Here is a 13,051-nt window from a genome sequence, read left to right as displayed (position 1 = left end):
CCGTGAGCCACCAGATCATGTCGCTGTACGACATGGTCATGATTTCGCTCGCTGGAAAGTTCAGCTCCTTGGCCAGCCGCCGGGCGGCGACCTTCTGCCGGGCCGGGTCAAAGTTCGTCGTCCTGCACCAGGCGAAAGTACCCCGCCTGCAGGCGGCTGTAGTCCTTGAGGGCAAGCCCCTCAAGGTCCTTGATGCCTACCTCTGCCAGCGATGCGAACAGGTTCAGTTCGCGCTGCTCCTCGTCAGCGGTCCCCCCGGTCTGGGCATTGCGGATATCACGTACGGTCGGTGCCCGGAGTGACAGGCTGTCGACCTGCACGCCATTGACCTCGCTGGCGCGGGAGAGGCGGACGGTGACGCGCTCGGCGCTCAGAGTCAGCCATTGCGGAGCTTTTTTTGCTAAAGCCATGACCACCTCCCTACAGGCCCAACGCAGCGCGCTGAGCGGCCAGTTGGTCGACGCCGTCGATCACACGCTTCATGCCCAGCACGTCGATCTCATAAACCAGGCGCCCATCGACTTCGAGCTTGTAGTAGGTCAGGCCGACACTGTGCTTGATCTCGGCCTTGTCGCCGGACTTCCAGTCGCCCATATCGATCTCCTTGAGCGAGCCACGCAGTGTGACCACCACCGGGGTAATCTTGCCCTTGAGGCCCTTGAAGGCTCCGCGGAACGTGCCATTGAAGCCGCTGCCATCGGCAAGGCCAAAGAACCTCAACGCCTCACGGCGTACGCCGGTCGTGGTGAAGGCGGCTTCCTGCTTCTCCATGCCAAGGTCCATCTCGACGGGCATGTCCATGCCACCAGGACGGTACTCTTCCATCTTCAGCGTGAGTTTGGGCAGGGTCAGGCTGGGAACATCGCCCTGGAAGCTGACACCGTCGACGAACAGGTTCAGGTTGGCCAGGGTTTCGGGAATCATTGCCATGTAAGTGCGCTCCTTAAGCGGCGGAATCGAGGACTTCGGTCAGCCACTGGTTAGTGACTTCAACGCGGAAATTGGGGTTTTCAGCAGGCGGCACGTCGGTGAAGCGGATGTTCCAGTACACCTTGCCCTGCTCCAGCTGGCTGGAGGTGTTCAGCTCCGGGTCAGCGAAGACCTCAAAGTTGATGATCGCGCCTTGGTTCTTCAGATCGCGCATGAAAGCCTGCAGACCTTCGGTGACGTCCTTGACGTAGGTCGCAGTAATGGAGCGGTCGACCGCCCACTTATGCCCGTAAAGGATTGCGTCCATGACGATATCCATGGTCCGCACACGGGTGACGAAGGCCCATTTCGGGTCGCTCGACAGGGTGCGATTGCCCCACAGGCGGAAGCCGTCGTCGCGGATGATGGTGGCGATGTTGGCGTTGTTCAGCAGGTTGGCTCGGCAGCTGTCATCGCCGTCGAGGAACTCCACCGGGCGCGTTGTACCGCTGATACCGACGAATTCCTTGTTCGATGGGGACGCCCAAAAGCCATATTCACTGTCGGTCCAGGCAAACAAGCCGGCGCCCCAGGCCGACCCCGGCCCATTGACAGTGGCTTGCTCAACGTTGTCCCAGTACTGCACCCCTGGGTCGACCAAAAAGGCACGCTTGGCGCCGAAGTTCTTGGCGTAGTCGATGGCCGCCTCATCGGTGGTATTAGGGCCGTCGATGATGGCGATAGCGCGCAGCTTGTCGGCCAGGGCTACCAGTGCGGTACCCACGGCCAGGGTCGCACTGTGGCGTGGCGCCACCAGCAACCGTGGCTGAGCGTTGAAACGGCTCTTGCCGTCGAGCAGCGCCTGCAGGCCGGTACGTTTCCCGTCAGCCTGCACGGTCCCGATGATCGCCGAAGTTTGCTCGGCGGGATCTTCGAGCTTGAGTACACCACAGGCGACGATGACCGCCTTCGCTCGGGAATATACGGCGCGGCAGGCCTGGGTAATGGCCGCGTTTTCACCGAAGGCGGCGACAGCTTCGCGTTCGCTGGTGATCAGCACGAGGTCGTTGGCCTTCGCCGTGGCATCAGCACGCTCGGTGAAGGTATCGACAAGGCCGATGATCGAGGAGGACGGCAAGGCGATAGTGCGCGCGCCTGTGTCGATGTTTGTTACGGTAACGCCATGAAAGAATCCAGCCATGTTTACTCCAGATGTGAAAAGGCCCCGCAGTGCAGGGCCATGTGGTACAGCGGAAAAGAAAACGCCCCTTCAGGCGGGGGCGTCATTGGTCAACTGAGCAATCCACCCAGGCGCCGGCGGGCGGCCTCGCATGGAGAGAGGAAACGCATCAGCCTGAGGCCAGTTGCGCAGGTCTTGCCGGTACTCCAGAAGTTCCGAAAACTGGGCAGTGTTCAGGGTAGTGGGGCCGCCGATATCACGTTCATCACGGTGACGCGCCACAATCCCGTCGGTAGCCAGCAATTGCATATCGCGCCAGCGGCGCTCAATCACCGCCAGTTCCTCCCCGGTTGGAAGCGGAGGGTCCTCCAGGAAAGGCTCGCTGTCCCCCCAGACAATCACCCTCCCTGCTCGCTCACCATCGAGCAATTGATTTCGGTATGCTTCTGTAATTTCCACGGCATCGACTGGGATGCTGCTGGCTGAATCAGAGCTGTAAAACCCTCGGGTGCTTTTAGAGGCGAAGAATTGAACAGTCATAGATCAGTACCCGATGAAGATTGAGGTGTATCCAACGATGCCGGAGGGGACAATGATGCTTCCCCCACTCACTGTCCGGGCGATGACGTCTATACCGCTAGTACTTGCGTTCTGCCCGGTAACCCAGTGGCCTGCATTAGCGGTACCCAAAGAATAGGCGACAAGACTTGTCGTGTACGTTTCGGGGAGGGTGATGCGGGCCGAGCCCTGAGCGGCAGCGATCTGTCCGTTACACCACTGCAAAATCAGCCCGCTAGGCAGCTTTTGATAGCCATTGCTGCCTTTAAGTACGCCGAATAAGCTCGTGTCATGAGTCAGCGAGGCGTTGCCAGCTATGAACCATATGGCACCTGCAGAAATCAGGGTGATATTGCTGTTGCGACCAACTTCCACCCACGACTCAGTGGTCTTTGCGGTATTGACATAAATTACGTCTGTATTTTGGGCTTTGATAGTGGCGGTATTACTTGCACGGATGTAAACCTTCGAACCAATAGGCACACTGGAAAGTAGTGGGAGCGTGATGTTGGTCGCCGCCGTATTCAAGTTGATTAGACAATTCACACGCGAAGCAGTAATTGTTTGGCCAGCCGTTGTATAGGCGTAGCCGTTTTGGTAACCGCCTATAGCTCGCTGCACGAACTCAGTGGTTGCGATTTTGGTCGTGCTATCGAATTGATCTGAAGTCGGTGCAGCTGCCACGCCCGTGAACACCGGGCTGACCACCGGCGCTGCGCCAATAGCGGCAAGTGCTGCTGCTGAAGTGGTAGCAGCCATTAGGCTCTTGATGACCGATGCAACGTTCGTATTGGTATACGGAGTAACCCAGTCATTCCATGTGCCTTGGTAGCGGCTACGAGTTTTGATCCCACCGTTGAGGGTTCCAGCTCCGTAGGGAAATGCGACCTGGGTGATGCTGCCCCCGCCGTAGGACAGTACTAGGCAGTACCAGTACGACACCTCCTGGCCTGGGGAGTTGGCGTTGTTACGGCCTAGGATTTTAGGATTCCATCCCGAGGCGATAACCGCATTCCAGTCGGTGACATCATCAGAATTATTGAACACCGGCCCGGCCGCTGTAATGGCTGCCTGCACGAAAGAGGTGTTAGCCAATTGCGTAGTATCGGTTCCGGTCGCGGCAGTAGGTGCTGCTGGCACGCCAGTGAACGTCGGACTAGCCAGCGGCGCCTTAAGCGCCACAGCTGTGTCAACCTGGGTCTTGGTGTACACGTCTGTAAGGCCATAACCCACCACCGTGCTCGGGCTGGTCGCTGCGGTTACCCGGCCGTAGGCATCTACCGACACACTGCGATAGGTGCCAGCGGCTACACCACTACGGCCAAATGCCATTTCATAGGCCAAGGCGGTGACGCCCAAGCTAATCGGTGCGTCGGTCAGCAGCTGCCAAGCGCTGTTGCCGTTCAACGCACCGCGCTCGACCAGCACCAGCATACCCGGTGTCACCTTGGCGCTGGTATCCGCGTCGCTGCAGCGTGCCCAGGGCCCGCCCGCCACCACAAGGTACAGACCATTATCCTTACCAACCATCTGGTTCTTCACCAAAACCCGTGCGCCGGCGGTTAGCGCCACCCCGTCGACCGTCTGCAACCCGTTCAGCGGGATATTGGCGGTAGTTGCCGCCAGCACCGAATGCTTGAAATCCTGCCTGGCCAACTCCTCGGTCACCCACTCTCGGGTAGCCAGCACCACGGCCGGGTCAATTTTCAGCTGCACATTACTAGCACTGCTGACCACCAGGTTCATTCGCACCACCTGGGTACGTCCTGAACCTTGGCTTAGCAACGGTTTATAGGTCGGCGCGCAGTTGGCCACAGCAACCATGTCGCCATCGGCATCATAAAGCGCGATCTCACGAATCCACTTACCGCCGACGTCAGCTGGGATGACCTGCTCGGCAATGATGATCGCGTTGTTATTGTCATCCACCTTAAGCTGATTCAACGGCGCACGGCGCCATTCGTTGATGAGGCTGGTCTGAGTGGCGTTGGGAGTCGGGTCTGTGCCGTTGGCGTCACCTACGCCCATTTGAGTGATTTTCCACGCGATGCCCAAAGCATCCGCGTTTGCTTGTTTCGCCGCGCCCACGTTAGTAAGGATGGCGTAGAACTGAGAAGTCTGGTCAACCATGTGCAATGTCCAAGGTATCGATTGTATGTTCGCGGCCGCCGCGGCCGATGGTGGCCACGACCTCAATGTCACGAGGCGCCGGCGGATAGATGTCCAGTTCGTCGCCATCCTGGATGGCGCAGCCGACATGAAGCACACCACGGCTTTCAAGACTGATGACCAGGCCGGTGAGGTGGCGGCTGACCGGCCGGGCGTCGTCGATCAGCGCCGACAACTCCTGGTAGGTGCTTTCGCTGATGCCGGCATCGGTAACGCCGATCTTCAAAGCGAAAGTGCCTGCCGGCGCCGGCGGTGTAACCTGCCACCACTCCTTCACCTCGATCAGGTAGCCAAACGGCTCAACCACCCGCCTGAGCGCACCCAAGGTGCCTTTATGGGCATGAACGAAGAACGCCGAGCGGATTACCGAGCGTTTTATCACCTCGCTCCAGCTATCTTCCCAGCGGTCCACAGACCAGGCCCAGGCCAACTGGTAGAGCAAGTGGGATGGGCAGGTGTCGGGGTTATAGAGCAGGCGCAGGCTGGCCTTGAGGTCTTCGTCGGCAGCGGTTTCGATGGCCCGCTCCAGTGGCGTGCGGTTCAACGGCAACAGGCTCTGCATGTCAACCACCCCGCTTGAGCGTAAAGCCAGTGCACCAAGCGGCTTGCGCCTTGGTAGGGCGGATGTCGGTCCAATCGGTCAGCTCGACCCGGCTCACGCCGTCGATATGCAATTGCGCGTCGATGCCGGACCGGGATACGTCCAATCCCAGGCGCCGTCGTGGGTTCACCCAGGCTTGGAGCCTGCGCTGGCACTGGGCAAGGATCGCTTCATACTCAGGGCCGCTATCGGCCATGTAGAGCACGGCATCAATGCGGTACGGCAGCACCATGGCGCTGCGCACATTGAGGCGATCGGCCACCGGACGGATATCGTCGTCATTGAGATAGGCCGCCACTTGCGCTAGCAGTTCGGCGCTGGCTGTACCGTTACCCTCCAGGCTCAGTACGGTCACATCCACCACGGCCGGCGACGGGCTTTCGGCGGTGGCGTCAGCTACCTGCCCCGAAGAGTTGCGGGCATGCAAGATGTAACTGTTGCGAGGGCCGGCGGTGGTCAGGCCTTCATAGACCAGCTGTACCCTTTCGCGCAGGGCATCGTCCGATTCGAGCAGCGCAGCAGCGGGTGGCACACTAGTCAGGTCCTCGGCCTGAATAACCAGACGCTGCAGGCCGACATTCGCTGCCAACTGGTCCAGGTCAGTGCCTTGGGCATAGGCCAGAAGCAGCGCTTTGGCCGCATCGTTGACACGGGCCCGATTGAGCAGTTTCCGATAGGCGCCAACCTCCAGCAGCTTGGTTACCGGGTCACTCTCCAGGCTGGCAGTCCAGCCCTCGCCAAGGTATTCGCGGAAGGTTTGCAGATCAGCCTGGTAAAGGCTTTCGTAATCGAGATCCTCAAGCAGTTGAGGCGCAGGCAGTTTCGACAGGTCTACCAGGCTCATAAGCGTACCTCCAGTACTGCTTCGTCCCCCAGATAACGTCCACTCAGGACCAGGCTGACCTGCCCCTCAAGCACCGCCACAACTTTTACCCGCTCAAGCTGCAAGCGCGGCTCCCAACGGCCCAATGCACGGGCGACTTCCGCTTGCACCGCGCTTTTCCAACCATCGTTGACAGGCAGGTCGACAAAACGGCGCAACTGGCTTCCGTACTCAGGACGCATGCGACGGCTGCCCAGCGGTGTGGCAAGGATGTCTTCGATGGACTGGCGCAGATGGGCAACGCCGGCCAGTGGCAGGCCGGTGCGGCGGTCCATGCCGATCATGGCGCACCTCCTGCTGGGCGTGCGTCCGGTGAATGGGTATGCATGGCATTCTCCAGGGATGAAAAAGCCCGCTGTGGCGGGCTTGGTTCAGTGCTTGTGATTGGCGGTGTTGCCGGCGGTATCAATGACCCGCCCACCGCTATTGATGTCCCCACTAGCGCTCAGCGGACCGTCGATGACGACGTTGCCGATAAGGCGGATCGCAGCAGCCTTGAGCGTGATGGCATCATTGCTAACCTCCACGGAGCTGGCGCCAACCTTGATACTGACGGTGCCGCTGGGTAGTTGGATGTCGTAACGCCGGGCCTGCCAGTCATAAGTCAGCGAGCCGCCATCCTCGAACTGCCAGACTTCCGTATGGTCGAGCTGAGCTGGCGGGAGGCCTGCGTTGCCGTAAAGGCCGGGGATGAATGTGCCTTGGGCCGGCTCGCCACTAGGGCTGAGCAACACCCCCTGCTCACCGAGGGTGGGAGCCCGCCAATGACGGGCCTTGCCTGCGGCCTGTGCATGCCAGCGCAGCCAGGCGCTGGTCCACCCGCTGCCATCGGAGACCCGCAACCGGGCGGCTGCAAGATCTACGGCGACCACCCGACAGGGAATGATCATGCACGCCAGCATGCGATCATGCATTGCACTCACGTAACTCATGCCAGATCCTCGGGAGCGATGTAGCGGTCTTGGTTGCCCTGCCCCACCTCGGGTGCAAGGCCCAGCATCAGGCTCCCGGGCGGCTGGTCGGGCCAATGCCAACGCGGATCACCGAGGAGCACCGGCTGATCCCAGCGCACCGTCCATGCACTGCCCTCGAATTGCGCGTGGGCATTACGACTGGCCTCGACGAAATCCAGGGCCCAGTGCTGCTGGCGCAGCAGATCCATCAGTTGCGCGGCCAGCATGCTCCCTTGCAGGCGAGACTCGGGGTTGGTGCTATCGGCGGTGATATCCGCCTCGAAGGTAGCGATCAGCACTGAGCGGCCATCACGCGGGGCTGCATCTGCCGTCATCCGCACGATCCCGTGTCGCAATGCCGGCTGCTCGGGAGTATTTCCTACGACTGTATAAGCATCGACGTATGCCAGCTCTGGTATGAGTTCACGAATGGTTGCGGTCACCGCTGCATGTAATGTGGCTAATTCGCTCATGCATATCTCCTTGTCACTCATCGCTCGACGCGGTGTCACGTAAGCCCAGCCGCCTGATGGCCCAGCGCTCGTAAAGGCGCATGGCGACGTCGGCCCCGCCCACTGCGGTCAGGCAACCAAATGCACTGGCCGTCCAGATAGAAAAGCCGCTGGCGTACAGCAACATCACTGTCGAAACCCCGCATACCATGCAGGCCCCGGAGCGCAATACCAGCCGTCGTAGCAATGACCAGCCGGTGGCTCCCGCCTTGTCGGCCCGCCACATTTCGCCGCTGAGGCCGCCCAGCAATGCCAGGACGATAACCAGCCAGAGCGGCATCTCCAGTAACGCTTGCTGCTCGTTCGTCACTGTCCTGTCTCCTGTGTAATGCCCACCGGCTGTGGCCGGCAGGTTGGTGGTGGGTACTCTGCGCCTGGGAAACCGGCATTCCAAAAAGCCCGGTGCCCAGGCTTTTCAGTAATGCGTTGTCTAACCGACGGCCACGACTGGTGACGCCGAACGGTTACGCTTCAAATTGGTGACTCCGACCACGGCTGCCTGCCCGCCGGATAACTGTTCTTGGTGCTTTACGCTGCACACCCGGGCCAGTTGCCAACCCTCTGAACAGTTGAGGCCTGTTCATCGCTGCCTGTGTAACAACCGGTTTACGTCCGGCTTGAGACACAGGCTATGCATCAATGCATATTCAGTCAATGCATTTATTCATTAATTTTCGTGAACGCATTTGCTGAAATGCATGAGGGCCTTTTAAAACCAGGCCTGTAGGACGTTTCAACAGGCGAAAAAAAACCCGCCAACGCGGGTTTTTTCTGAAAAAACGCCTGGTCAGCGGGCGTACATGCCCCACCAGAACACATGCCCGAGCAAGCTGATCTGCTCCTCCTGCAACTGCAGGAAGCTGTAGTCTTCATCAGGGTGTTCGTCGCGATTGAAGCTGCGCAGGCGGATACCCGTGGGCAACCGATAAACCTGCTTCACGCGCAATTGGCCATTGTGGTTGATGGCGTAGAGATCGCCATCGATGATGTCACCGATCGAGCACTTGCCGGTATTGACACCGACCGTCGCCCCATCTCGCAGCACCGGTAGCATACTGTTGCCGCGCACGGTCACGCACTTGGCCTGGTCGAACTGCACGCCGTTATGGCGCAGGCTGCGCTTGCCGAAGCGCAGGCGAGCGCGCTCGCTTTCCTCGATGACGAATCTTCCTGATCCTGCTGCCAACTCGACCTCACGGAGAAAGGGTACTGACACCTCGTCGTCCTCGACGGGCGTTTCATCATCCCACAGGCTGATGTCACTGAGGTCCGCATGGCCGTGTGCGGGCACGGCGGCTTCGCGTGAGGCGCCAAGGTCGGCGCGGCCGCGCAGCTGTTCAGTGCTGACGCCGAAATAGTCGGCAATTTTCGACACGTGCTTGTCCGATGGATCGACGATCTTCTCGCTGAGGATCCGCGACAAGGTGGACTGAGGCACGCCCGTGCGCCGATGCAGCTCTGTAGGGGACAGGCCGTGGCGGGCGAGCAGTTCTCTGAGTACGGTAGCTACATTGCGTTTTTGCATAGCGTGCATAATGCAGCGCCGCCGCAGGAAATGCAATCGATGCGGCCGGGTGCAAAGGCGCTCGCCCGCCGCCTGCATCTCGGCCGAAAAGCCTGTACCATTGCCGGTTTCACAATCGCCAACCAGATACCCGCTGTAAGGCCCTGAATGTCTGATCTTTCCGCACACACCCCGATGATGCAGCAGTACTGGAAGCTGAAAAACCAGCACCCGGACCAGCTGATGTTCTACCGCATGGGCGACTTTTACGAAATCTTCTATGAAGATGCGAAAAAAGCCGCAAAACTGCTGGATATCACCCTGACCGCGCGCGGTCAGTCTGCCGGCCAGTCGATCCCCATGTGCGGAATTCCGTTCCACTCGCTGGAAGGTTACCTGGCCAAGCTGGTCAAGCTCGGCGAGTCGGTGGTGATCTGCGAGCAGATCGGTGACCCCGCCACCAGCAAGGGCCCGGTGGAGCGTCAGGTGGTGCGCATCATCACCCCAGGCACGGTCAGCGACGAAGCGTTGCTTGATGAGCGCCGCGACAACCTGATTGCCGCACTGCTGGGGGACGAGCGCCTGTTTGGCCTGGCAGTGCTGGATATCACCAGCGGCAACTTCAGCGTGCAAGAGATCAAAGGCTGGGAAAACCTGCTGGCCGAGCTTGAACGCATCAACCCTGTCGAGCTGCTGATCCCCGACGACTGGCCCCGCGACCTGCCGGCCGAGAAACGTCCGGGCGCACGCCGACGTGCCCCTTGGGACTTCGACCGCGACTCGGCACGCAAGGCGCTGTGCCAGCAGTTCGCAACCAAAGACCTCAAGGGCTTTGGTTGCGACAAGCTGACCCTGGCCATCGGCGCCGCCGGCTGCCTGCTGACCTACGCCAAGGAAACCCAACGCACCGCCCTGCCCCACCTGCGCAGCTTGCGCCATGAGCGCCTGGACGACACCGTGATCCTCGACGGGGCCAGCCGCCGCAACCTGGAACTGGACATCAACCTGGCAGGCGGCCGCGACAATACCTTGCAGTCGGTCATCGACCGCTGCCAGACTGCAATGGCCAGCCGCTTGCTGACCCGTTGGTTGAACCGGCCGCTTCGCGACCTCAAGGTCTTGCAGGCACGCCAGGATTCGATTCGCTGCCTACTCGATGGCTACCGCTTCGAAAAACTGCAGCCCCAGCTCAAGGAAATTGGCGATATCGAGCGGATCCTCGCCCGTATCGGCCTGCGCAATGCCCGCCCGCGGGATCTGGCACGCTTGCGTGATGCACTCGGCGCCCTGCCCGAACTGCAGAACGCCATGGCCGAGCTGGAAGCCCCACACTTGGCGCGCCTGGCGGCCATCACCGGCACCTACCCGGAACTGGCCAGCCTGCTGGAGCGGGCGATCATCGACAACCCGCCAGCGGTTATCCGCGACGGCGGCGTACTCAAGGCCGGCTACGACAACGAGCTGGACGATCTGCTGGCGATCAGCGAAAACGCCGGCCAGTTCCTGATAGACCTCGAAGCCCGCGAGAAAGCCCGCACCGGGCTTGCCAACCTGAAAGTCGGCTACAACCGCGTGCACGGCTACTTCATCGAATTGCCGACCAAGCAAGCCGAACAGGCCCCGGGCGACTACATTCGTCGCCAGACCCTCAAAGGGGCCGAGCGCTTCATCACGCCGGAGCTCAAAGCGTTCGAGGACAAGGCGCTGTCGGCCAAGAGCCGTGCCCTGGCCCGCGAGAAGATGCTGTACGACGCGTTGCTCGAGACACTCATCAGCCACCTCGCACCGCTGCAGGACAGCGCGGCAGCGCTGGCCGAGCTGGACGTGCTGAGCAACCTGGCCGAGCGGGCGCTGAACCTGGACCTGAACTGCCCGCGTTTCGTCGAAGAACCTTGCCTGCGCATCGAGCAGGGGCGCCACCCGGTGGTCGAACAGGTACTGACCACGCCGTTCGTAGCCAACGACCTGGGCCTGGACAACAGCACCCGGATGCTGATCATCACCGGCCCGAACATGGGTGGTAAATCCACCTACATGCGCCAGACCGCACTGATCGTGCTGATGGCGCACATCGGTAGTTTCGTTCCGGCGGCCAGCTGCGAACTGTCGCTGGTCGATCGCATCTTCACCCGTATCGGCTCCAGCGACGACCTGGCAGGAGGCCGCTCGACATTCATGGTCGAGATGAGCGAAACCGCCAACATTCTGCACAACGCCACTGATCGCAGCCTGGTATTGATGGACGAGGTCGGCCGTGGCACCAGCACCTTCGACGGCTTGTCGCTGGCTTGGGCGGCTGCCGAGCGCCTGGCGCAGCTGCGTGCGTACACGCTGTTCGCCACGCACTACTTCGAGTTGACCGTCCTGCCGGAAAGCGAACCGCTGGTGGCCAACGTCCACCTGAACGCTACCGAACACAACGAGCGCATCGTGTTCCTGCACCACGTGCTGCCTGGCCCCGCCAGCCAGAGCTACGGCCTGGCCGTGGCGCAACTGGCGGGCGTGCCGTCGCCGGTCATCCAGCGTGCGCGCGAACACCTTGGCCGGCTGGAGACCAGCAGCCTGCCCCACGAACAACCCGTGTCGAAAAAAGCCAAGGGCGAGCCACAAGCACCGCACCAGAGCGACCTGTTCGCCAGCCTGCCACACCCGGCCATCGAGAAGCTGGGCAAGCTGGACCTGGACGACATGACCCCGCGTCAAGCTATCGAAATGCTATATCAACTAAAGAACCTGTTATAACGGCGTCCACTACAAGCTGGTAGAATCCGCCGCGGTTTGCTGGTGCTGCAGGTTATTAGCCTGGCCTGCAGCCACATGCCCGTAAACCGCGCGGCCCTGAGAGGAAGGGCCGCCGCCGTTGCCTGAGGAGAGAACTAGAAATGACCTTCGTCGTCACCGACAACTGCATCAAATGCAAATACACCGACTGCGTGGAAGTCTGTCCGGTGGACTGCTTCTACGAAGGCCCGAACTTCCTGGTCATTCACCCGGACGAGTGCATCGACTGTGCACTGTGCGAGCCTGAATGCCCGGCCCAGGCCATCTTCTCGGAAGACGAAGTGCCTGCGGGCATGGAGAACTTCCTTGAGCTCAATGCCGAGCTGGCGGAGATCTGGCCGAACATCACTGAGCGTAAGGATGCCCTGCCTGACGCCGAAGCGTGGGATGGCAAGCCCGGCAAGATCGCCGATCTGGAGCGTTAATCGCCCGGATACGAAAAAGGCCCGCAACGGGCCTTTTTTCATTTCTACGGGCAAAAAAAAGGGGCGGTTTGACCCGCCCACATTTTTTTCCGTAGTCCCTGCTTGTCCTGAACATCGTCCTGATGAATCGCGTCTTGCGATGTCCTTGGCGCTCTTCCTGAACGCCTGTGCATGTCCGTGTGCACAGTTCGAATACTAACGACTTCTGGAGGCCAGGCAACCGCGAACCCTCACAAGACATTGCCGTGGACACATTTCCACATATCCAAAAAGTTCAATTATTTCAGCGGCTTGAGAAAAAAGCGGATCTGGAAACGACAATGATTTACTGGTTGTTACGTGTATGGCTTACACAACAAGTAAGCAAAGGCTTACACGCAGTGCATCAGGGGTAGCAAGTTACATATTCCTCGTACCCCGATAACGGCCGGCCGCCATGGCGTGCGCACCAATCGAGTAGGAGGCGGGTTCACACCCGCCGTCCTCTCACACCACCGTGCGTACGGTTCCGTACACGGCGGTTCAGGCTATGCGGCTAAGCCGGTTGATCGTATCCAGTATCGAGACCAGTCCGAG

General features: G+C 60.4%; 13 protein-coding genes and 1 pseudogene. 2 read left to right on the top strand and 12 right to left on the bottom strand.

All coding sequences use genetic code 11. From position 1 onward, the window contains the following. Nucleotides 1-107: 107 nt before the first annotated feature. From JNA92_RS17595 to JNA92_RS17540, 12 genes and pseudogenes are all read right to left on the bottom strand, one after another. The gene (locus tag JNA92_RS17595) at nucleotides 108-410 is read right to left on the bottom strand and encodes a phage tail assembly protein (RefSeq protein ID WP_241805941.1); all 303 of its coding nucleotides are present in this window, start codon (nucleotides 408-410) and stop codon (nucleotides 108-110) included. 10 nt (nucleotides 411-420) lie between these two features. Further along, nucleotides 421-930 carry a phage major tail tube protein gene (locus tag JNA92_RS17590; protein WP_241805940.1) on the bottom strand — a complete coding sequence of 170 codons (510 nt, stop codon included), beginning with the start codon at nucleotides 928-930 and terminating at the stop codon, nucleotides 421-423. 13 nt (nucleotides 931-943) lie between these two features. Further along, complete coding sequence (locus JNA92_RS17585) at nucleotides 944-2,110, bottom strand: phage tail sheath subtilisin-like domain-containing protein (RefSeq protein WP_241805939.1); 1,167 nt, start codon at nucleotides 2,108-2,110, stop codon at nucleotides 944-946. A gap of 69 nt (nucleotides 2,111-2,179) precedes the next feature. After that, on the bottom strand, nucleotides 2,180-2,629 hold the full coding sequence (locus JNA92_RS17580; protein WP_241805938.1) for a phage tail protein: 450 nt from the start codon (nucleotides 2,627-2,629) through the stop codon (nucleotides 2,180-2,182). 1,350 nt (nucleotides 2,630-3,979) lie between these two features. Beyond that, nucleotides 3,980-4,777: pseudogene (locus tag JNA92_RS17575) on the bottom strand (phage tail protein); the annotation flags it as partial. Next, nucleotides 4,770-5,378, bottom strand: coding sequence for a phage tail protein I (locus JNA92_RS17570; RefSeq protein WP_241805937.1), 609 nt, complete (start codon nucleotides 5,376-5,378; stop codon nucleotides 4,770-4,772). The pseudogene JNA92_RS17575 and the gene JNA92_RS17570, both read right to left, overlap by 8 nt. Before the next feature lies 1 nt (nucleotide 5,379). Beyond that, entirely contained in the window at nucleotides 5,380-6,261 is an 882-nt protein-coding gene (locus JNA92_RS17565; RefSeq protein WP_241805936.1) for a baseplate assembly protein, read from the bottom strand. Beyond that, on the bottom strand, nucleotides 6,258-6,584 hold the full coding sequence (locus JNA92_RS17560) for a GPW/gp25 family protein (protein WP_237860048.1): 327 nt from the start codon (nucleotides 6,582-6,584) through the stop codon (nucleotides 6,258-6,260). The genes JNA92_RS17565 and JNA92_RS17560 overlap by 4 nt, the downstream gene beginning before the upstream one ends. An 87-nt stretch (nucleotides 6,585-6,671) precedes the next feature. Further along, the gene (locus JNA92_RS17555) at nucleotides 6,672-7,232 is read right to left on the bottom strand and encodes a phage baseplate assembly protein V (RefSeq protein WP_241805935.1); all 561 of its coding nucleotides are present in this window, start codon (nucleotides 7,230-7,232) and stop codon (nucleotides 6,672-6,674) included. Beyond that, a complete protein-coding gene (locus JNA92_RS17550) occupies nucleotides 7,229-7,726 on the bottom strand; it encodes a hypothetical protein (RefSeq protein WP_241805934.1) in 498 nt (165 codons plus the stop codon). Before JNA92_RS17550 ends, JNA92_RS17555 begins: the two co-directional genes overlap by 4 nt. A gap of 13 nt (nucleotides 7,727-7,739) precedes the next feature. Continuing rightward, complete coding sequence (locus tag JNA92_RS17545; RefSeq protein ID WP_237860057.1) at nucleotides 7,740-8,075, bottom strand: phage holin family protein; 336 nt, start codon at nucleotides 8,073-8,075, stop codon at nucleotides 7,740-7,742. A 477-nt stretch (nucleotides 8,076-8,552) separates the two neighbouring features. Further along, nucleotides 8,553-9,299 (bottom strand): LexA family transcriptional regulator, encoded by a 747-nt coding sequence (locus JNA92_RS17540; protein ID WP_241805933.1) that lies wholly within the window; start codon nucleotides 9,297-9,299, stop codon nucleotides 8,553-8,555. A 138-nt stretch (nucleotides 9,300-9,437) separates the two neighbouring features. Here JNA92_RS17540 and mutS point away from each other — a divergent pair, with 138 nt between their 5' ends. Beyond that, nucleotides 9,438-12,011 (top strand): DNA mismatch repair protein MutS, encoded by a 2,574-nt coding sequence (gene mutS / locus JNA92_RS17535; RefSeq protein WP_241805932.1) that lies wholly within the window; start codon nucleotides 9,438-9,440, stop codon nucleotides 12,009-12,011. Between the two features lie 140 nt (nucleotides 12,012-12,151). Continuing rightward, nucleotides 12,152-12,475, top strand: a complete 324-nt coding sequence (gene fdxA, locus JNA92_RS17530; RefSeq protein ID WP_241805931.1) for a ferredoxin FdxA — start codon at nucleotides 12,152-12,154, stop codon at nucleotides 12,473-12,475. The last annotated feature ends 576 nt before the right edge of the window (nucleotides 12,476-13,051 follow it).

This window comes from Pseudomonas putida (assembly GCF_022627325.1).
Lineage (GTDB): Bacteria > Pseudomonadota > Gammaproteobacteria > Pseudomonadales > Pseudomonadaceae > Aquipseudomonas > Aquipseudomonas putida_X.
Note: the sequence above shows the minus strand (reverse complement) of the source record. Positions and strands in the feature narration are given on the sequence as shown.